This is a genomic window from Cryobacterium sp. Y11 (assembly GCF_002929535.1).
GTDB lineage: Bacteria > Actinomycetota > Actinomycetes > Actinomycetales > Microbacteriaceae > Cryobacterium.
This window is the reverse complement of the sequence record NZ_PJJO01000060.1, coordinates 149,793-168,490: the sequence shown is the minus strand read 5'-3', so window position 1 is coordinate 168,490 and position 18,698 is coordinate 149,793. Positions and strand designations below refer to the sequence as shown.

Sequence of the window (18,698 nt, the reverse complement as noted above, 5' to 3'; positions counted from 1 at the left end):
CAGCCCATGCCACTTGATCCCAAGCCCGCCGATATTTCCCGACTCCCCGGTGCGCTTCGGCTCTACCAGGTGTCGTCCATCATCACCGGTGTCTTTTTGCTGTTGCTCTGCGGCGAGGTCTACGCCAAGTTCGTGCTCGGCTACGAACTCGAGATGAACGGCTCTGAGGGCTTTCTCGCTTTCGTGCCGCGCGACACGGTTGCCGCGATCAACCTCAGCACGATCATTTTGATCGTGCACGGCTGGTTCTACGTGCTTTATCTGTTCGCCGATTTCCGCTTGTGGAGCCTGATGCGCTGGCCATTCCCGCTCTTCGTGCTGATCGCGCTCGGCGGCATCATCCCCACGCTCTCGTTCTTTCTGGAAGGCCCCATGACCCGCCGCGTCAAACGTTCTCTTGAGCAACTCGAAGCGAAGAAGGTTACCGAGGTGCGTTCATGAGTGACACCCTCGACACCGCGTCGGCGGATGCACCCCTCGCGGACTCGGGCCTCGATCGCCCGGTTCTCGTGGTCGACTTCGGTGCACAGTACGCGCAGCTGATTGCAAGGCGCGTGCGGGAGGCATCCGTTTATTCGGAGATTGTGCCGCACACCATCACCGCAGCGGAGGTGCTCGCCAAGAACCCGCGCGGTATCGTGCTCAGCGGTGGCCCGTCGAGCGTCTACGCCGAGGGAGCGCCGGCGTTCGATGCGGCGATCTTCGAGCTCGGTGTGCCGGTGCTCGGCATTTGCTATGGCTTTCAGGTGATGGCGACTGCGCTCGGCGGTACCGTCGCCCACACCGGAGCGCGCGAATACGGCTCGACCCCGGTACTCGTGAGCAACGGCGACAACGTTCTGTTGGCCGATCAGCCCGATAGCCAGACGGTGTGGATGAGCCACGGCGACTCGGTCGCCACCGCGCCGGCGGGCTTCACCGTGCTCGCTTCGACTGGATCGACGCCGGTGGCAGCGTTCGCCAATGACGAGAAGCGGCTTTACGGCGTGCAGTGGCACCCCGAGGTCAAGCACTCCGAAAACGGTCAGCACGTGTTGGAGAATTTTCTGCACCGTGCCGCCGGCATCAACCCCGACTGGAACAGCGGCAACGTCATCGCCGAACAGGTTGCGAAGATTCGCGCCCAGGTTGGCACTGGCAAGGTCATCTGCGGGCTCTCCGGCGGAGTCGACTCCGCCGTGGCCGCAGCCCTCGTGCACAAGGCCATCGGCGACCAGCTGGTGTGCGTGTTTGTCGACCACGGGCTGCTGCGCGAAGATGAGCGTCGCCAGGTCGAAGAGGATTACGTCAAGGCCACCGGCATTCGTTTAGTCACCGTCGACGTGCGCGAGCAGTTCCTCACCGCACTCGAGGGTGTGAGCGATCCGGAGACCAAGCGCAAGATCATCGGACGCGAGTTCATTCGTACCTTCGAGCAGGCCCAGGCGGCATTGATCGAAGAGGCCAAGGAAATCGACGGCGACCCGATCCGCTTCCTCGTGCAGGGCACCCTCTACCCCGACGTGGTCGAATCTGGCGGCGGCAGCGGCACCGCGAACATCAAGAGCCACCACAACGTGGGCGGCTTGCCCGAAGATCTGCAGTTCGAACTGGTCGAGCCGCTGCGCACCCTGTTCAAGGACGAGGTGCGCGCGATCGGTGCCGAGCTCGGTCTGCCGGCCGAAATCGTGCAGCGCCAGCCGTTTCCGGGCCCCGGCCTGGGCATTCGCATCGTCGGTTCGATCACCCAGGAACGCCTCGACCTGCTGCGCAAAGCGGATGCGATCGTGCGTGCCGAGTTGACCGCCGCCGGCCTCGACCGCGAGATCTGGCAGTGCCCGGTCGTGCTGCTCGCCGATGTGCGTTCGGTGGGCGTGCAGGGCGACGGCCGCACCTACGGCCACCCGATCGTGCTGCGCCCGGTGTCGTCAGAAGACGCCATGACGGCAGACTGGACTCGCCTGCCCTACGACCTGCTGGCGAAGATCTCTAATCGCATCACCAACGAGGTCGACGGGGTGAACCGCGTGGTGCTCGACGTCACGTCGAAGCCGCCGGGAACCATTGAGTGGGAGTGATCCCGCCGCTTCGTTAGCGGCAATAGCGTGCGAGGAAGGGCAGGCTCTGGTGAGCCGGCCCTTCCCTTGTGTGGTGTGACCGGTTGGCCCCGTGGCCGCGCGCGATACGGGCGACCGCTACGGTAATGGGCGTAGCGGCTACCGATATCGGGCGCGGCCCTGCGCAGCGCTCAGCGGGCGGGCGCCGTGAGCAGCGAGCGCGCCATGTCGCGGGCGACGTCGAACGGATGCGGGTATGTTTCCATGCCGACGGTGACGATCGCGCCCTCGTAGAGCAGCATCATCCGCTTCGCCATGGTTGCAGGGTCGACATCGTTGGCGTCCCGCAGGATTTCGGTGAACAGGTCGAGCAGCCACACCTTTTGTCGGGCAATCTCGGGGAAAACGGGGTGCCCGTCGTGCCCATCGCCGATTTCGGCCCGGGCGTTGATGGCGCTGCAGCCCTTCGCGCCGTTTTCGTCCGACCAGGAGATGGCCGCGTCGAAGACCGCTAACACGCGGTCGGGCCCTGGCTCGGGTACCCGAGTCAGGTATTTGTCGAGGAGGTCGCGCCACTGCGCATCGCGGTGTTGCAGATAGGCCACGACCAGGGCTTCCTTTGATCCAAACCGGTCGTAGAGGGTCTTCTTCGTGACGCCGGCGGCCTCGGCGATCGTGTCAACGCCGACGGCGTGGATGCCGCGTTCGTAGAACAGCTCCGACGCGGCGTCGAGCACGCGGCGGGCGGCGGGAGTCAGTGGGGCGAGGACGGGAACGTTCATGAGTCAAGTATACAGACCTGTATAGTCAAGGGGTGAGTAAACAGGGTGCTGTACCGAGTTCAATCGTCACGGTGCTGGCCGCAATCGTGTTCATCGCATCGTGGGGTTCGGGATTCATCATCGCGGTGGTCGCGACCGAAGACGCACCAGCCACGACCCTTCTGGTCTGGCGTTTCGCTCCGTTGGCCGTGGTGCTTCTCGTCGTGACCCTGATCCGGGGCAGCACGCGGGGTTACGCGCACGGAGCTGAGGCAGCAGGCCGTCATCGGAGTCTTCGCCCAATGTGGCTATGTCCTACTCGTCTACGCGGCACTCGGGGCCGGCATCACGACGGGCACCACCGCACTGATCGATGCCGTGCAACCGCTGGTGGTCGCGACTCTGGTCGGCCCCCTGCTGGGGTTGCGCGTGCGCGGCGCTCAATGGGCCGGGCTGGCGCTCGGTGCCCTGGGGGTCGTTTTGGTCGTGCGGTCGCAGATTGGCGGCGCGGCGGCGCATCCGCTTGCCTATGTTCTGCCCGTACTCGCGATGGCCTGCCTCATCGTCGGCACCTTCGTTGAGCGACGGTCCCGGGTGAGGATGCCGGTGGTCGTGACACTGACCGTGCATGTCGTTGTGACCTCCGTCGCGCTCGTCGTGATCGCGGCCGCAATGGGCACGCTCGTTCCTCCGGCGTCACTGTCGTTCTGGACCGCGACCGTGCTCTCGGCGGTCGTTCCGACTCTGGGGGCCTACGGTCTCTACTGGTGGTTGCTGCGCCGGGTGGGAATCACGACCCTCAACGCCCTGCTGTTTCTAGTGGCGCCGGCGACGGCCCTGACCGGGGCCATGTTCCTCGGTGAGACGTTAACGTTTTTGACCCTGGCTGGGTTCGCGCTCTGCGGCATCGGTGTGGCGGTCGTGCTGGTTGTCGAGGCGCGCACGACACGAGCGGATGCCGAACCCGGTCCCTCGGCTCCTGCCCGCAGTGCTGCCAGCATGAGTTCATGACACGTGAGGGCTAATGGGCATTAGCGTGTCTGGCAGAAGGCGAACAACGATGATCGATACATCCCTGGGCTTCACAATCACCCTGAAGCCGGTGGCCGACGGCACGCGCATGACCTTCGACCTGCGCGGCGTAGCCGGTGTCGAAGGCGACGGGTTATTCTACGACGGATGGCAGGACGTGCTTGATTCCCGTGGGCAATACCTGGGTCAGTCCCAAACTGCCCGATGACGAACCCTGAGCTTCGTGGATGGCCCGCGAGCGACCCACGATATCGTCGCTCCGACGCGTCGGCCAATGACGTCCCCGCGCTCGAGCCTGCCGATGCCGTCGCCGACCTTCGTGTCGCTGGACGGCGAGACTCCCGTCCTTGACCCTCTGTCTCGGGCCTCGCTAACCTGAGCTAAAACTCAAAGGAGAGCATTGTGACTGAACGCGACAACATCGATCCACAATCACGGGAACCACTTGAGGGGCTGCTGGCCTTTATGCCTGGCGGTTTCAACGGCATTCCCGACATAGATACGCGACGCGAGACTGTCGCCGAGTTGCTGCTTTCCATGGGCGCAAACCAGCCCGTCAATCTCAACGTCACGCATGAGGATCATTTCGCGTCGGGGGAGGATGGAACACCCGACGTGCTGGTTCGCATCTACAAGCCGGTCAACGCGCAGGGCAACCTGCCGGGTCTCATTTACATTCATGGTGGGGGCATGATTCTCGGGTCCATCGCGGGTGAGCAGGCCACTTGCATCTCGATCTGCGAGAGGTTGGGCATCGTTGTGGCATCCGTTGACTACCGGAAGTCACCCGAGAATCCATACCCTGCCGCGCCGGATGACTGTTATCAAGGTGCATCATGGGTCTTCGCCAACGCTGCAAAGTTGGGCATGGACAGTGAGAATATCGGCATCTATGGCGGCTCCGCTGGCGGTGGACTCGCCATTGCCGTGGCCCTGATGGCACGCGACCGGTCCGGCCCGAAGTTCAAGTACATGATGCCGATCTACCCCATGATTGATGACCGCAATGTGACACATTCCGCGCACGAGGTGACTGAGGTAGGTATCTGGGACCGCGCCGGAAACCTTGAGGCGTGGGAATGCTATCTGGGCGGTAAGCCGGCTGACCAATATGCTGCTCCGACCCGGGCCACGGATCTCACCAACCTGCCGCCGGCGTTCATCGATGTGGGGCAAGTGGATATGTTCCGCGATGAGGACTTCGACTTTGCAATGCGACTCAATCAAGCCGGCGTGCCGTGCGAGTTCCGGGTCAACCCGGGAGCGTTCCACGCTTCGGAGACTTTCGCCCCCGAAGCGGACCTCTCCAAGCGCATCTGGGCTGCTCGCTATGAGGCGTTGCAGAGGTTTATCGACGCGTAGGCGCTCCAGCGGGGCCCGCTTTGGACGCGTCGGCGCTCGTAAGAACTGGTGACGCGGTCTGGTAGCGCGCCACCCGGGATGTGCTCCGGTGGCGGGTGAAAACGGCGAGCGGACTCGCGGCGGACTCACCCGGCCCAGTTTCGCAAGGCGACCGCGTGATCGTGACGGCGCGCTTCTTCAACCTGACGGTCGTTGAGCCGGCGGAAGTCGTGGCCGTCGTCAACGAAACGGAGCGCGCTCGGTGCCGCCGAGGCGCTGAACACCTTCGTCGGGCGCGCTCATACGGTGGCTGCGTGGACAGCCGGCCGCGGCATCCGCTTGTTCAGTCTTTGGGGGCCTTGATGTATTTGCGGATAGCGCGGATGACGACAAGGGCCAGACCGAGCAGCACGATGGCGCCGCCAATGTAGCCGAACACGGCATTCGAGCCGCCGATTTCGAGGGGGAGAAGCGCGTGCAGGTCAGTGGAACTCATTACTAAAGCCAACCACAGTGTGACGAGCGCAAGGTACGAAAAAGCGCCCGCGTTCCGAAAGAACGCGGGCGCTTGATCGAAAGCGGATGCTGCTACTCGCGGGTGAGGGCGAAGATGCGCAGCAGCTCGACGTAGAGCCAGACGACAGTCATCATGATGCCGAAGGCGCCGGTCCAGCCGTACTTGCGCGGAAGGCGGTTGTTGACGCCCTTCTGAATAAAGTCGAAGTCAAGCACGAGCGAGTACGCGGCCATGAGCACGGCGAGAATGCCGATGATGACGCCGAGCTTTAGGTCGAAGCCGAGAATGCTGATGCTCGCACTGCGCATGCCGAAAGCCTGGTCGGTACCACCGAAGATCATCATGCCGACGTTGACCAGCGAGAAGATGCCGTAGCCGACCATGGCGATCAAGAAGACCTTGGTGGCCTTCTTCGAGGCGCGAATCTTGCCGCTCTTGAACAGCGCGAGGGTCACTCCGACAACCACGAGTGTGGCGAGAACGGCCTGCGTCACGATGCCCGGGTATAGCGCCTCGAAAACACTCGAGATGCCACCGACGAACAGGCCCTGCGCCGCGCCGAAGGCGAGGATCAGCGGAGCCGACGGCTCCTTCTTGAACGAGTTGACGAGGCCGAGCACGAAGCCGGCGATCGCGCCAAGAATGAATAGGAACGGCAGCACCGGCGTAGCGACCCAGGAGATCGCTGCCGCCACGAGCAAGAGCGCGAAACCGAGGCCCGTCTTGGTGATGGTGTCTTCATAGGTCATGCGTTCGGTGTCTTGCGAGCCAGCGGATGGCCGGTTGTACATCGACTGCAGATCGTTGTCCGAAAGGGCCTGCGACGACGCCACTGCGCCACGAGCGCCGAACGCTTCATTGCGGGAGAAAGCGGGGTTGGAGGATGCCATGGGTTGCTGTACTCACAATCAGATGGTGGTGTATTCGGGTGTGCGGGCGAACCAACACGCAGCGCCTGGTGCGGCACTCGTTTAAACCTATCGGAGAGCACTTTCGAATGTGCTGGGGATCAGCCGATTTGCAGCATTCTGGGCGGCATTTGGCGACGTTTCGCTACTAGCGGATGCCGGTCGTCAGCATCCGTTCTTGCGGTCCGGTTACCCTGACACCATGCAACCGATCGTCATTGGCCACCGCGGCGCAAGCGGCTACCGGCCCGAGCACACCCGTTCAGCTTTCAATCTTGCCTTCGCCCTCGGTGCCGACGCCGTTGAACCCGACCTGGTCGCGACCCGGGACGGCGTGCTCGTCATTCGCCACGAAAACGAGATTTCGGGCACAACGGATGTTGCCACCCGCGCCGAATTCGCCGCTCGCCGCACCGAGAAACACGTTGACGGCACGCTGGTCACCGGCTGGTTCACCGAGGACTTCACCTGGGCTGAACTGAGTACCCTGCGCGCCAGGGAACGTCTGCCCACCTTGCGGCAGAGCAACACAACCTTCGACGACCAGCAGCCGATTCTGCGGCTGCGCGACCTGTTCGACCTCGTCGATGCCGCGGCCGAGCATACGGATTGTATGCTCGGCATTGTCGCCGAGATCAAGCACGCCACCTATTTCGCCGGGCTCGACCTGCCGCTGCCCGAACTGTTCGCCGCCGAGGTCTCAGCGGCCGGCTGGAACACCGACCGGCTCACCGTGGAGAGCTTCGAACCGAGCGTGCTCGCCCAGGTTCGGGCCAAGGGCGTGCGCGGCAAACGCGTCTTTCTGCTCGAAGATGAGGGGCATCCGGCCGACGCTGGTGCCGGTGCCCTAAGTTATGCCGACCACCTCACCTTCGATGGGCTGGCACGCCTAGCCGCCGGGTCTGAAGGCATCGAGGGCATCAGCGTACCCAAATCCCTGATCCTTCGAAAGGATGACGCGGGTGAGGTGATCGGGGCATCCGCTCTGGTGGGCGCTGCACACGGTGCGGGGCTGGAAATCTACAGCTGGACCCTGCGCCCGGAGAACAAGTTTCTCGCGAAAACGTTTCGTAGCGGTACTCGCAAGGCCGACTTCGGCCACTGGCAGTCGGAGTTTCGCGTCATTCTCGACTCCGGCATCGATGGTGTGTTCGCCGACCACCCCGATCTTGCCGTGCACGTGCGGGACGCGCTCTGAGTCGTACTCGGGGCCCCGACTGGATGCCGGGAGACTACCGGTGTGACTGCTTATCGGCAGAGCGCCGACGTTGGGCAATCGACTGTATCCCCTGGTAGCCAAGAGTGCCTGCGAGGCACAGGAAGACAGCGCCGGAAACGTAGTCGAACCATTCCGACGCATTCCCAAAGGTGAGTACCGAGAACGCGGTTACAGCGATGGCAGCGCCGAGATAAGTAGTGCTGGTGCCCTTCGAATTTACTTTGGACTCAGCGTTCTCCGGACGTGTCATGCTCGCAGCGTACCGCGTTCACTCATGGTGTTTCGAAACGGATGACGTGGGAGAGGTGATCGGGGCATCCACTTCGAGCAGGTGCTTTTCTAGTCCGCCGACAAGCTCGATTTCGTCAACGTCTGCGCGGCGGGGTTCACAGTTGTTGGCCATGCGATCATTTTTCCATCCCGTTGACTCGATCAGCAAAGGTCGGGGGTCGCCACACTCCACAGCCCGACCCGCACCCGTGTCAGGGGCCTCGCCTACACTAGAAACCGACATGACCACACCTCTTAATGCAGAATCCGCGCCCGCCGGCCGGTCGGCCACGCCGATCATTCTCGATTCGAACGGCTACGCGGGCCCCGGCGGCAGCGAACAAAGCCCGCTGCTCGACGGGCTCAACCCGCAGCAGAAAGAGGCCGTCGAGTTCCGCGGCCAGGCGCTGCTCATCATCGCCGGCGCCGGCTCGGGCAAGACCAGTGTGCTCACCCGTCGGGTCGCGAGCCTGCTCGAAACTCGCGATGCCTGGCCGAGCCAGATTCTGGCAATCACCTTCACCAACAAGGCCGCCGCCGAAATGCGCGAGCGGGTACACGCCATTCTCGGTCAGAGCTCAGACGGAATGTGGATCAGCACCTTTCACTCCTCGTGCGTGCGCATTCTGCGTCGCGAGGCCGAAAAAATCGGACTGTCGAGCTCGTTCAGCATCTACGACTCGGCCGATACCAAGGTCACCCTCAAACGCATCATCAAGGCTCTCGACGCCGACACCTACGGATTCACGCCCGGGTCGGCCGGCGCCAAGATCTCCAAGCTGAAGAACGAGCTCGCCGATGCCGATTCCTACGCGCGCGACGCCAACATGAGCGACCCGCAAGAGGTCATGTTCGTCGAGATTTTTCGGCAGTACTCCGCCCGGCTGCGCGCCGCGAGCGCCCTCGATTTCGACGACCTCATCGGCGAGACCGTCTACCTGTTCCGTGCGTTCCCCAAGGTCGCCGCGCTCTACCGACGTCGCTTTCGGCACCTGCTGGTCGACGAATACCAGGACACCAACCACGCCCAGTACGCCCTGGTGCACGAGCTCACCCGGCCGGTCACTGCCGAACTCGCCCAGGAGATGGACGACGACGGCGTGCACGTGCGCAACCTGCGCGACGGTAGCGGCGCTATCCCCGGGGCGTCACTCACGGTGGTGGGCGACTCAGACCAGTCGATCTATGCCTTTCGCGGGGCAGACACCCGCAATATCAGCGGGTTCGAGCGAGACTACCCGGGCGCCAAGGTCATTCTGCTCGAGCAGAACTACCGGTCGACACAAAATATTCTCTCGGCCGCGAACGCGGTGATCGGCCATAACTTCGACCGCACAGACAAGAAGCTGTGGAGTGCGGGTGGCGACGGCGAAAAAATCGTCGGCTACACCGCCTATTCCGGGCACGACGAGGCCCAGTTTGTCTCCGACGAAATTCAGGTGCTGCACGCTGCCGGCATGGCCTACCGCGATATGGCGGTGTTCTACCGCACCAACGCCCAGACTCGAGCGCTCGAAGAGATTTTGGTACGTTCGGCCACTCCGTACCGAGTGGTCGGCGGCACCAAGTTTTACGAGCGGGCCGAGATTAAGGATGCCCTCGCCTACCTCATTGCCGTTGCCAACCCTGTCGACGAACTCGCCCTGCGCCGCATTTTGAACACGCCCAAGCGCGGCATCGGCCCCGCCACCGAGACCGGGCTGTCGAGTTTCGCCGACGATAACGAGCTCACCTTTCGGCAGGCCATGCGCAGCTGTGCAGCGCTCGGCCTCGGGCCGAAGGTGACCGGGGCCATCCTGAAACTGGCGGACCTGCTCGATGCTGCCGCCCTCATGCTCGTGCCAACGTCGATTACCGACGACGGCATTCCGGTCGGGGGCTCAAACGTCTCCGAGGTGCTCGAATTTCTGCTCTCCGGAAGCGGCCTGCTCGCCGTGCTGCGCAATAGCCGCGACCCGCAAGATGAGGCGCGCGCCGAGAACATCGAAGAACTCGTCGCCCAGACCAAGGATTTCAACAAGGAGAACCCCGACGGTGGCCTCGTCGACTTTCTCACCCAGGTGTCGCTCGTGGCCGCGGCCGACGACCTCGACGACGCCTCCGGCACGGTATCGCTGATGACCCTGCACACCGCCAAGGGCCTCGAATATGAGGCCGTGTTTCTCACCGGTGTCGAGGAGGGGCTGTTGCCGCACCAGATGTCGGCAAACGAGCCCGGCGGCCCGGCCGAAGAGCGCCGCCTGTTCTACGTAGGCATCACCCGCGCCCGCAAACGGCTCTACCTCTCGCTCGCCATGACCCGCGCTCAGTTCGGAAACATCAACGTGGCGATGCCGAGTCGCTACCTGCAGGAGATTCCGGCCGAGCTGATCGACTGGAAGCAGTCGCCTGGAATGGCCAACTCGCGTGGCGGCACACAGCCGCGGGCGCTCAACGCGCGCCGCGACGGGGGCTTCGGAAGCTTTGGCAACTCGCTGAGCGGCGGCTCGAGCGACGGCTACGGCGGGCGCAGCAGTTACAGCGACAGCTCGAAGCAGGCTGGCCTCCCCCCGGGCAAGCCGAAGACCGAGTGGGCGAACAAGATCACCGGAACCGTGCGCGACAATGGCAGCCTCGAGTTGGTGGCGGGCGACCGCATCCGCCATCATGACTTCGGCGAGGGCCGGGTCAATCAGGTCACCGGCGAGGGCACCAAGCGCATCGCGCACGTGCAGTTCGACAGTGCTGGTGCCAAGAAGCTGTTGATCAAGATAGCACCGATCGAAAAGATCTAACGTGGATGCAGGGCCGCCCGAAAGCTTGCGACAATGTGCGCGCTCGCTGCGTTCCTTTTAGTTCGAGGTCGCCACCCGGGCCGCCGTCGCCGTGGCACTTCCGCTCACCGTTCTGGTGCTTACCGGCCAGCTCGGGTGGGCCGCCTACGCGGCCTTCGGTGCGATGACCGCGTTGTTCGGTCGCAACGAGCCCTACCGGGTGCGGCTGCGCACGGTTACCGTGCGCTAGCACCCTGATGATCGCCATTATTGCCTGTGCTCTGGTGTTGGCCCTGATCGAGGCGCCCTTAATCGTGTTGACCGCCGGGCTGGTCGTGGTAATCGTGGCCGGAATCCTCGTCGCAGCCACGGCGGGGCTGTTTCCGGCCACGCCGATCTTTTTCGTTTTCGGTTACGCCGTGATCGCGCAGCTCCCAACTCCCGCCGATGAATTCTGGCCGCGCTGGTGCTGCTGCCCTGCCCTCCGGTCGCGGTGCTCATTCTGGTGATCGCGCGGGCGATGGCCGAGCGACGACCGGCACTGCCGGGGTACTCGTTAACGGGCGGTGAGCATCCGCTTCAGGCCGTCCTCAACACCCATTTACCCCGCGAAACGCGGACGTTGACGACTCACAGACCGTTCACAGGTTATCGATAGCTGTTCGGGGGGAGATCGACCGATGCTCTACTCATGAGCCTCGACACGCGCAGCACCCGCACCGTACCGGCGCCCCGTCACCCGGCCTACCAGAAGCGGATGCGCCTGGCCGACAGCCTGCAGATTATCTGTATCGCGTCGGTCGCCATCGTTATCGCCATCTTTCTCGCCGATGGGGGAGCTGCTAAGTTTGGCACCCCGGCGGATGCCGTCACCTCGCTGGGAATCATCGCCGGACTCGTCGGCACCGATCTCTTGCTGGTCATGCTCGTGCTGGCCGCGCGGCTGCCCCCGATCGACCGCGCGTTCGGACACGACCAGGCCATGGCCGTGCACCAGTCGCTCGGCAAGCCTGCGCTCTACCTCATTCTTGGTCACGCCGCGCTGCTCATCACGGGCTACGCGCTCGCCGAAAACGTCAACGTCTTCGCTGAGATCTGGACCATGTTCACCGGTCTGCCTGACCTGCCGCTCGCCTTTCTCGGCCTCGCGCTCATGATTGGTGTCGTCGTCACCTCGCTTGTTGTCGTGCGGCGCAAATTTCGCTACGAGGCCTGGCACGCCGTACACCTGCTCGCCTACTTCGCCGTGCTGGTGGCCATCCCGCACCAGTTGAGCGTGGGGAACCTGCTCAGTGAGGGCGCTATCGCCCGCTACTACTGGCTGGCACTCTACGTGGCAGTGGCCGGTAGCATCATCGTGTTTCGGTTCGTGCTGCCGGTTGCCCGGTCACTGCGCCACCGCCTAGTCGTAGAAGGCGTTGACGCCGTCGCGCCAGGGGTGGTCTCGATCAGGCTGACCGGGCGGCAGCTCGACAAGCTCCGCGCTACCTCTGGGCAGTTCTTCGTCTGGCGGTTTTGGGCGCACGGACTGTGGTGGCAGGCGCATCCGTTCTCGTTGTCCGCCGCGCCGACCGGGCGGGGCCTTCGTATTACCGTTCGCGGCCTGGGTGACGCTTCCCAGAAGTTGCCCCAGCTGGCTCGCGGTACCCGGGTGAGCTTCGAAGGCCCATACGGACTGTTCACCGAGAGCGCCCGCACCTCGCCGCGGGTTGTGCTGATCGCCGCCGGCATCGGCGTCGCCCCCATTCGCTCCCTGCTTGAAACCGTCTCGTTCGCACCGGGCCACGCCACCGTGCTGCTCCGCTCGCACTCCATCGGCGACACCTACCTGGTCGACGAACTGACCGACCTCTGCCGGGTTCGGGGCGCCGAGCTACGCATTATCACCGGCAAACGACCCACCGGAGTAAGTACCTGGCTTCCAGCGGATGCCGTCAGGGCCGGGAATACCCTGGGCACGCTCGTGCCCGAACTGCACAGCAGCGACATCTATATCTGCGGCCCCCGGCCTTGGACCGACGCCGTCGTTCGCGACGCCCGCTCCGGCGGGGTGCCCACAAGGCAGATCCACTACGAAAGGTTTGACTGGTGAGAGCACGCGCGGTAGCCCTGGCCACCCTGGCCTCCGTCTCGATCGTTGGTATCGGGTGGCAGCTGGGATCCCAGGCGATCGACGCCTCGCACAGCCTGACCGCGTCGAAAAGTGTCAGCACGACGACCGTCACGGCTGCGGCAGATGCTGCGGCGCAGTCCGGCACGTTCACCGGCGCGGTCGTGCAGACCCAATTCGGCAACATGCAGGTGTCGGTGACCATCGCCAACGGCGCGATCACCGAGGTTACGCCGCTGCAGCTGACCAACCGTGGCGGTCGGTCGGTCGCCATTAGCAACCAGGCGGCGCCGATCCTCCGCTCCGAAGTGCTCACAGCGCAGACGTCCACCGTGCAAAACGTCAGCGGCGCCACCTACACGACCCAGGGCTATCTACTGTCGCTGCAGTCAGCACTCGACACGGCGGGGTTTTAAGCGTGGCAGCCATCGGCGCCGATCACGAACGGATGCTCGCCGGCTCGGCTCGGCTGTGCTCGTGCCGGCACCGCGATCGCGTACAGCGTTGACCTTCGACACGATGGGCACGATCGTGAGCCTCCGGTTGGGTGACCGTGACGACGTGCGCGCTGGTCGTGCGCTGGTCGAGCCGGTGTTCCGACGCTGGGATGAGCGGTTCAGTTTATACCGGGAGGACTCGGAGCTGAGTCGGATTGCGCGCGGGAACATCCGTTTAACCGAGGCGAGTGAGCACGTGCGGGGCTGTTACGCCCTCGCCTTGGAGTGGCGTGACCGCACCAATGGCGTGTTCACTCCGCATCGGGCTGACGGCGTGATCGACCTCTCCGGCGTGGTCAAGGCGCTCGCGATAGCCGAGGCCGGTGAGGCGTTGACCGCTCAGGGTCTGCTCAACTGGTCGATCAACGCGGGCGGTGACGTGCTGGTCAGTGGCGAGCCGGGAGATCGGTTTGATGGGTGGGAGTTCGCCGACGGCGCAGTGCCAACTGGGCATCGTGTGGCCGCTCCGGCCGTGGCCAGCATCCGGACCGAATGGGTCGTGGCAATTGTCGACCCGTTCGATCGAGATGGCGTGCTGGCCAGTGTGCCGCTGCGGCATCCGTTGCGGGCCGTGGCGACCTCCGGCAGCGCCGAACGCGGGGAACATATCTGGACGCCGCTGACCGGCGAGATGTCGCCCTTTCGCCAAGTCAGCGTGTTCGCCGCGGACATCGTCACGGCCGACGTGCTCGCGACGGCCATCGTGGCCGGTGGCGAAGCGACGCTGAACGAGGTGACCGCGCGGTTCGCCATCGAAGTGCTCACGGTGGTGCGCGGCGGACAGATGCTCGCGACACCGGGGCTGCGCCGGAACGCGTAGGAGGCCGCCTGTCGATCAATGCGGCCAGTGTCGTGGCGGCATCATCCGGCCGAGCAGATCGTGGACGGCCCCGGTGTACTCCGCCGTGTCCGGATAGTTTCCATGGCTGGCAACGGTCACCAGGTAGGTAGTCGGCTCAAGCTCGCCCGCTCCGCGGTCGATTTCGTTGGCACGGCCGCGGTAGCTATTCACTGGAAACCCGAGATAGTCGGTACGCCGCCACACGTTGATCCAGAGCGGCTGGGCCGGTCGGCAACGTCTCGTGGTGGGGGTCAGAATCGCGCGGAGGGTGCCAGGACCGTCCGGTGCTGGCCGGCCGCGCTCCTGCTCATCGTCGAGTACCTGGCGCAGCCAGGGGTCCCCACCGAACAGTCGTGGCGCCTGGCATGGCCTCGTGCCCAGCACCTCCGGGCCGAGCAGCTCGGGCAGGAATCGCCCGAAGTAGGCGCGCAGCTGTGTTCCGTAAGTCAGCAGGCCGATGCGGGGTGGCGGCACCTTTGACCCGACTACGCACGGCTGGGCACCGGTCGAACCGCTGCTGACGTTGGCGAATATGGTGGATACCGCGAGTACTGCCCCGAGGCTGTGTGCCGAGAGCACGACCCGGCGCCGCTTCGACGCAGTGTCCGTGGCCTCGAGCCATTTTCGCACCCTCGAATTGAGCTCGGGCACCACGCGGTCCGAATAGCACGGCGGTCCGAACGGATGCCCGGCGCGTGGCAGAAAACAAATCACATCCCAGAGCACGCCCATCGGTCGCTCGGTATTTGTAAGAGCGTTCGCCGCGACGGCGGTGAAGGCCGCGAGTGCAATCGCAGACAGCATACCGACGGCGATACTTTGTGCGGGGATCGTCACTACTGTTGTCGTAAAGTCCGACGGGACTCTCAGAATGACGGTGGCGACGAGGCCGACGCCGACGATAGCGGCCAGAATTCCGACAAACGGTTCGCCGCGCTGGGCGAGGGCCGCGATTCGGCGCGCCTTGAGTATGCGCTGTTCAAGCCGGTCAAATGTCTGCGGAATCGGGGGACGGTCATTGCCGTAACCGGGTAGCGGCGAAAACTTGACCCGTTCATCGGGCGTGACTCCGTCACGTTTGAGTACGGGGGTGCTCAGGCGAAACAACCGGGTCACGAGTGGTACCAGGATTACGGCGGCGAACAGCAGCGCGACGACGAGCATGCCGAGAAGCGCGACGCCGAACTCGACATAGGCCGGAGGCACGATCAGCGGAGAGGGCGGTGGCGCGGCACGAAACATGTCATCCCTGAGCAGTTTGCCAGCTAGGGGCATCGCCAGAAAGGCCGCGAACCCGACCACGACGAGGCTCGCGAGGGCCATGGCTACGCCGAGGGCCAGGAGCATGACCACACCGGGGCCCATCCCGCGCCAGCCTTCATAGGCAAAGTCCGCGTGGCGTTTGGCGCGGCCCGCGCCAATCGGAAAGACCAGCACGATCACGAGCTCGACGGCCAGAAGAAGCGCAGCGCCAAGGTAGTAGGGAACGGCATCCGCAGCAATGGCCGAGATTACTGGAGTTGCAGTCGCGCTCACGCTAGCCGCCCGACCGAACACGAGGCACACCAGCGCCCCGGTCATTATGACGATCGATAGCCAGATCGGTACGCCGCGGCGCCAGCCCAGGGCCGCCACGCTCAGGCCGAGCAGAATCCCCACGAGCAGGGTGGGCGCAGCCTCCAAGCCGAGCAGGGTGGGTAATGGGTCGAGGGGCTGCGCTGCCGGGTCCGGGTCGAAGCCGCTTGAGATGCCGACGACGAGAAAGACCGCACCGGAGAGCGCGAGAACCCAGCCGGAGATGCGGCGCCGACGGAGAAGTCGATCGGGGTTAGTCTCCGACGTAATACAGATGAGAATTCCGACCCACAATAGGCCCGCCGCCGCTACAACCAGGCACGCGAACGCGATCGGTGACGTGGCGATGGCGACGGGGAGCGCAAGGAGGCCACTCTGAAGCGAAGGATTAGCAGCATACCCCCGAAGCTCGAGATTACCGGCGAACAGGCGGTCGCCCGCGAGGAGTGTGACGAGAAAGAACACAACGGCCGAAAAGTGCAGCCGCTCGGTCGTCGCCGCGATGCGGGCCTGGACCCAGAATTCGGCGGAGGCCAGGAGCGGGGGCCGCGCCGCGGCTGCCGACGCTTCGAAGATAGCTGTCGCGGCGACGGCGGGGGCGACGGGCGTTTCCTCGTCAGCTTCAGCGGGCTTGGCCAGCTTTGCAATATTGGGTTCGTAGCGCACGCGGGCCCGGTGCGAGAGGGCATAGAGCAGTAGCATGATGGCGAGCGGAACGAGCGACAGAAGCGCGAGTCTGACGCCGCGCGTGAGGTCACTCAATGCGTCGAAGAACGGTGGAAGCTGGCTGCAGACCGTTCTGCCAAGCGAGTCGCTGAGTGGAAAACACTGCACGCCGATCAGATCGAGACTGACCGAGGCGAGGGCCGTCACGTAAATGAGGGTCAGGCCGAGGGCAAACAAGCGCAGGACGGGTGCACCGCGACCCCCATCCCAGCGGCCGGGTTCTTGATTCAGGGGGATGCGCCGCGTCCAGTAGGCAACGTTGCAGAGCCCGAACGGCAGGATCAGTACCCAGCCGAGGTGCACGAACAGGGTGCCGATGAGCGCGAGTGGTCCGCCACCGGAGCGCGTCATGCCGCCCCAGGAATACGCCTCCCGGCGCTCGCGGCGGTCCGGCGGGGGTTCCTGTTCGATCCAGAACGCGCCGAGGTCATCGCCGTCGACGCGCTCAACCTTCTTGGGAGCGACGCCGAGCATCGAGGCCGGGGTCGTGTTCTTGATGCCGTGGATGCGCAATTCCAGCGTTTCCGGCGCTGGGAGCACTCTGACGTGCGGCCGGAGTGCGAGAGGTACATTTGCTTTCACCGGAACCACCTGTCGACGGCCTGCTAATGCGCCGAGAATACTACCGGCGCACGGGAGCGTCTAGGCTCGCCAAATTGACAGCTTGCCGATCAGGGCTGGTGCGACGCGCCACTGACCGCACGCGGCGAGGTCCAGGTCGCGGCGCTCGGTGAGTGGATGCGCACGGTGCCGCTCGCGGCGGCGTGCATGAGCGACCTCACCCGCAGGACCATGCAGGGGGCGCTGGCCGGCTACCCAAATCTGGACCCCACGCCCATGTCGGCGCTACGTGAATGGCACGACGGGGAGCCCAGCGTCAGCGAGATGGATGCATCCTGAGCGTAGGTCGCAGAGCGGCCAAGATCTCGCGTGCCGGTTCAACCAACGGCAGCGAGGCCTAGAACGGTGTGCTGGCCCAATCGTGGTTGGGGTCGGCGAGCTCGGCCCAGACATCGACCGGGCGCTTCGGGGTGTCATCGGCGGTATCAGCATCGGTGTCGGTTGCGGTGCTGGCTATCCACCGGGCGACGTCGTTGATCGCCGCCGCACGCGCGGCGTGAGCGCGGTTGATGGCGAGGTCACACTCCCGCACCACGTCGAGCAGCCGCACCTGCTCTACATCAACGGGACGTGCCTTCCAGTCCTGAAGCGACGCCGCGACCACATAGTCCAGGGCCTTCACCCCAGAGATCGGGATCGTTCTCGCCGAATGCCGCGTGTGCGCGGGCTTGCCGGGCACAATCCCCGCTGCCGCCATCTCAGCTGCCCACTCGGCACGCTCCGCAGCATTCACTACTACCCGGGCGTCAACCGCAGCGTTCTCTGCTGCGAGAACGTCGGTCTCGCGACTCGCGCTCGGAGGTTGCGGAGGTGGATCGTCATTGATATCCATACCTAAATTATCCCACATATCCAACAAAAAAAGCGAGATTTATTCGGGTTTCACTCGGGTTTAAGGGCGTGAGTCTCGTATCTAATTTTGCCAGCATTCGGAATCTGTAGCGAGCATCGTCCCGGTTCGTGGGGTGACTTTATCTGTTGACCGACGACACCGCCGCGGAGTAACGCGGAGCCAGACCTCTGGCCAGAGCTCTACGCTTGAGCCCGCAGCGGAACGGGGCGAGAATCTAGGATCAGGCCGGGGTGGGCATCCGTTTGCGAGAGGCGCGACGCACGAGCGCGGCGATTGCGCGCCAGCCGAGCAAGAAGACACCGAGCACAATAATCGTGACAATGACGAAACTGACCTGCACGCCCTGGCCGCTCGCGAGCCGCAGGAGCAGGCCGCCGGCGACGGTCGCGGTCCAGACGCCGAGACCGGTCCAGACCAGATTGTGTGGGTGTCGCCAGGCGCGCAGCAACAGCCAGCCGATGATCAGCCCACCGAGAAAAGGCCAATAGGTCACGCCAAGGCCGGCCAGGGTTTCACCGTGGTTCAGTCGACCGCTCACGGCAAACACAAGCACCAGGAACGCGTCGAGTGCGCCCGCCACGATGATCGATTTACGGGAGATTGGGCCAGATCCGGTGTGCAGTGATGCCATTTTCTTA

General features: G+C 64.3%; 19 protein-coding genes and 1 pseudogene. 13 read left to right on the top strand and 7 right to left on the bottom strand.

The window, feature by feature from the left end; translation table 11 throughout:
- The first annotated feature begins 6 nt into the window (after window positions 1–6).
- Window positions 7–441: a DUF3817 domain-containing protein gene (locus tag CXY75_RS15590; protein WP_104083724.1), complete on the top strand. Its 435-nt coding sequence runs from the start codon at window positions 7–9 to the stop codon at window positions 439–441.
- Entirely contained in the window at window positions 438–2,057 is a 1,620-nt protein-coding gene (gene guaA, locus CXY75_RS15585) for a glutamine-hydrolyzing GMP synthase (RefSeq protein ID WP_104083723.1), read from the top strand. Before CXY75_RS15590 ends, guaA begins: the two co-directional genes overlap by 4 nt.
- Before the next feature lie 170 nt (window positions 2,058–2,227).
- Here the strand turns inward: guaA and CXY75_RS15580 are convergent, their stop codons facing one another.
- Complete coding sequence (locus tag CXY75_RS15580) at window positions 2,228–2,818, bottom strand: TetR/AcrR family transcriptional regulator (RefSeq protein WP_104083722.1); 591 nt, start codon at window positions 2,816–2,818, stop codon at window positions 2,228–2,230.
- 357 nt (window positions 2,819–3,175) lie between these two features.
- Between CXY75_RS15580 and CXY75_RS15575 the strand changes: the two genes are divergently transcribed.
- The 3 genes from CXY75_RS15575 to CXY75_RS15565 all read left to right on the top strand — a co-directional run bounded on the left by CXY75_RS15575 (window position 3,176) and on the right by CXY75_RS15565 (window position 5,191).
- Window positions 3,176–3,808, top strand: a complete 633-nt coding sequence (locus CXY75_RS15575) for a DMT family transporter (RefSeq protein ID WP_233201953.1) — start codon at window positions 3,176–3,178, stop codon at window positions 3,806–3,808.
- A gap of 49 nt (window positions 3,809–3,857) precedes the next feature.
- Entirely contained in the window at window positions 3,858–4,037 is a 180-nt protein-coding gene (locus tag CXY75_RS15570; protein ID WP_104083721.1) for a hypothetical protein, read from the top strand.
- Between the two features lie 194 nt (window positions 4,038–4,231).
- A complete protein-coding gene (locus CXY75_RS15565) occupies window positions 4,232–5,191 on the top strand; it encodes an alpha/beta hydrolase (RefSeq protein ID WP_104083720.1) in 960 nt (319 codons plus the stop codon).
- Between the two features lie 322 nt (window positions 5,192–5,513).
- On the opposite strand, the gene CXY75_RS20570 is transcribed toward CXY75_RS15565, so the two are convergent.
- Together CXY75_RS20570 and CXY75_RS15555 are read right to left on the bottom strand one after the other, a co-directional pair.
- Window positions 5,514–5,666, bottom strand: coding sequence for a hypothetical protein (locus CXY75_RS20570; RefSeq protein ID WP_233201952.1), 153 nt, complete (start codon window positions 5,664–5,666; stop codon window positions 5,514–5,516).
- A 92-nt stretch (window positions 5,667–5,758) separates the two neighbouring features.
- The gene (locus CXY75_RS15555; protein WP_104083718.1) at window positions 5,759–6,577 is read right to left on the bottom strand and encodes a Bax inhibitor-1/YccA family protein; all 819 of its coding nucleotides are present in this window, start codon (window positions 6,575–6,577) and stop codon (window positions 5,759–5,761) included.
- A gap of 220 nt (window positions 6,578–6,797) precedes the next feature.
- Between CXY75_RS15555 and CXY75_RS15550 the strand changes: the two genes are divergently transcribed.
- Window positions 6,798–7,793 (top strand): glycerophosphodiester phosphodiesterase family protein, encoded by a 996-nt coding sequence (locus CXY75_RS15550; RefSeq protein ID WP_104083920.1) that lies wholly within the window; start codon window positions 6,798–6,800, stop codon window positions 7,791–7,793.
- A 289-nt stretch (window positions 7,794–8,082) separates the two neighbouring features.
- Here CXY75_RS15550 and CXY75_RS20770 read toward each other — a convergent pair whose 3' ends face one another.
- Window positions 8,083–8,217: a hypothetical protein gene (locus tag CXY75_RS20770; protein ID WP_255411796.1), complete on the bottom strand. Its 135-nt coding sequence runs from the start codon at window positions 8,215–8,217 to the stop codon at window positions 8,083–8,085.
- A 109-nt stretch (window positions 8,218–8,326) separates the two neighbouring features.
- Here CXY75_RS20770 and CXY75_RS15545 point away from each other — a divergent pair, with 109 nt between their 5' ends.
- From CXY75_RS15545 to CXY75_RS15525, 6 genes are all read left to right on the top strand, one after another.
- A complete protein-coding gene (locus CXY75_RS15545; RefSeq protein ID WP_104083717.1) occupies window positions 8,327–10,858 on the top strand; it encodes an ATP-dependent helicase in 2,532 nt (843 codons plus the stop codon).
- Between the two features lie 91 nt (window positions 10,859–10,949).
- Complete coding sequence (locus CXY75_RS19870) at window positions 10,950–11,087, top strand: hypothetical protein (protein ID WP_158251222.1); 138 nt, start codon at window positions 10,950–10,952, stop codon at window positions 11,085–11,087.
- A 7-nt stretch (window positions 11,088–11,094) separates the two neighbouring features.
- A complete protein-coding gene (locus tag CXY75_RS15540; RefSeq protein ID WP_104083716.1) occupies window positions 11,095–11,346 on the top strand; it encodes a hypothetical protein in 252 nt (83 codons plus the stop codon).
- A gap of 182 nt (window positions 11,347–11,528) precedes the next feature.
- Window positions 11,529–12,929 (top strand): ferric reductase-like transmembrane domain-containing protein, encoded by a 1,401-nt coding sequence (locus CXY75_RS15535; protein WP_233201951.1) that lies wholly within the window; start codon window positions 11,529–11,531, stop codon window positions 12,927–12,929.
- Window positions 12,926–13,363 carry an FMN-binding protein gene (locus CXY75_RS15530; protein ID WP_104083715.1) on the top strand — a complete coding sequence of 146 codons (438 nt, stop codon included), beginning with the start codon at window positions 12,926–12,928 and terminating at the stop codon, window positions 13,361–13,363. The genes CXY75_RS15535 and CXY75_RS15530 overlap by 4 nt, the downstream gene beginning before the upstream one ends.
- 61 nt (window positions 13,364–13,424) lie before the next feature.
- Complete coding sequence (locus CXY75_RS15525) at window positions 13,425–14,264, top strand: FAD:protein FMN transferase (RefSeq protein ID WP_233201950.1); 840 nt, start codon at window positions 13,425–13,427, stop codon at window positions 14,262–14,264.
- A 15-nt stretch (window positions 14,265–14,279) separates the two neighbouring features.
- Here the strand turns inward: CXY75_RS15525 and CXY75_RS15520 are convergent, their stop codons facing one another.
- Window positions 14,280–17,168, bottom strand: a complete 2,889-nt coding sequence (locus CXY75_RS15520) for a hypothetical protein (protein ID WP_146069496.1) — start codon at window positions 17,166–17,168, stop codon at window positions 14,280–14,282.
- Window positions 17,169–17,270: 102 nt separating this feature from the next.
- On the opposite strand from CXY75_RS15520, the pseudogene CXY75_RS21105 reads away from it, so the two are divergent.
- Window positions 17,271–17,486 (top strand): annotated as a pseudogene (locus CXY75_RS21105) (histidine phosphatase family protein); the annotation flags it as partial.
- A gap of 58 nt (window positions 17,487–17,544) precedes the next feature.
- Here the strand turns inward: CXY75_RS21105 and CXY75_RS15510 are convergent.
- Both CXY75_RS15510 and CXY75_RS15505 read right to left on the bottom strand, forming a co-directional pair.
- Entirely contained in the window at window positions 17,545–18,039 is a 495-nt protein-coding gene (locus CXY75_RS15510; RefSeq protein ID WP_104083712.1) for a hypothetical protein, read from the bottom strand.
- A 241-nt stretch (window positions 18,040–18,280) separates the two neighbouring features.
- Window positions 18,281–18,691, bottom strand: coding sequence for a DUF3054 domain-containing protein (locus CXY75_RS15505; protein WP_104083711.1), 411 nt, complete (start codon window positions 18,689–18,691; stop codon window positions 18,281–18,283).
- Window positions 18,692–18,698 lie beyond the last annotated feature (7 nt).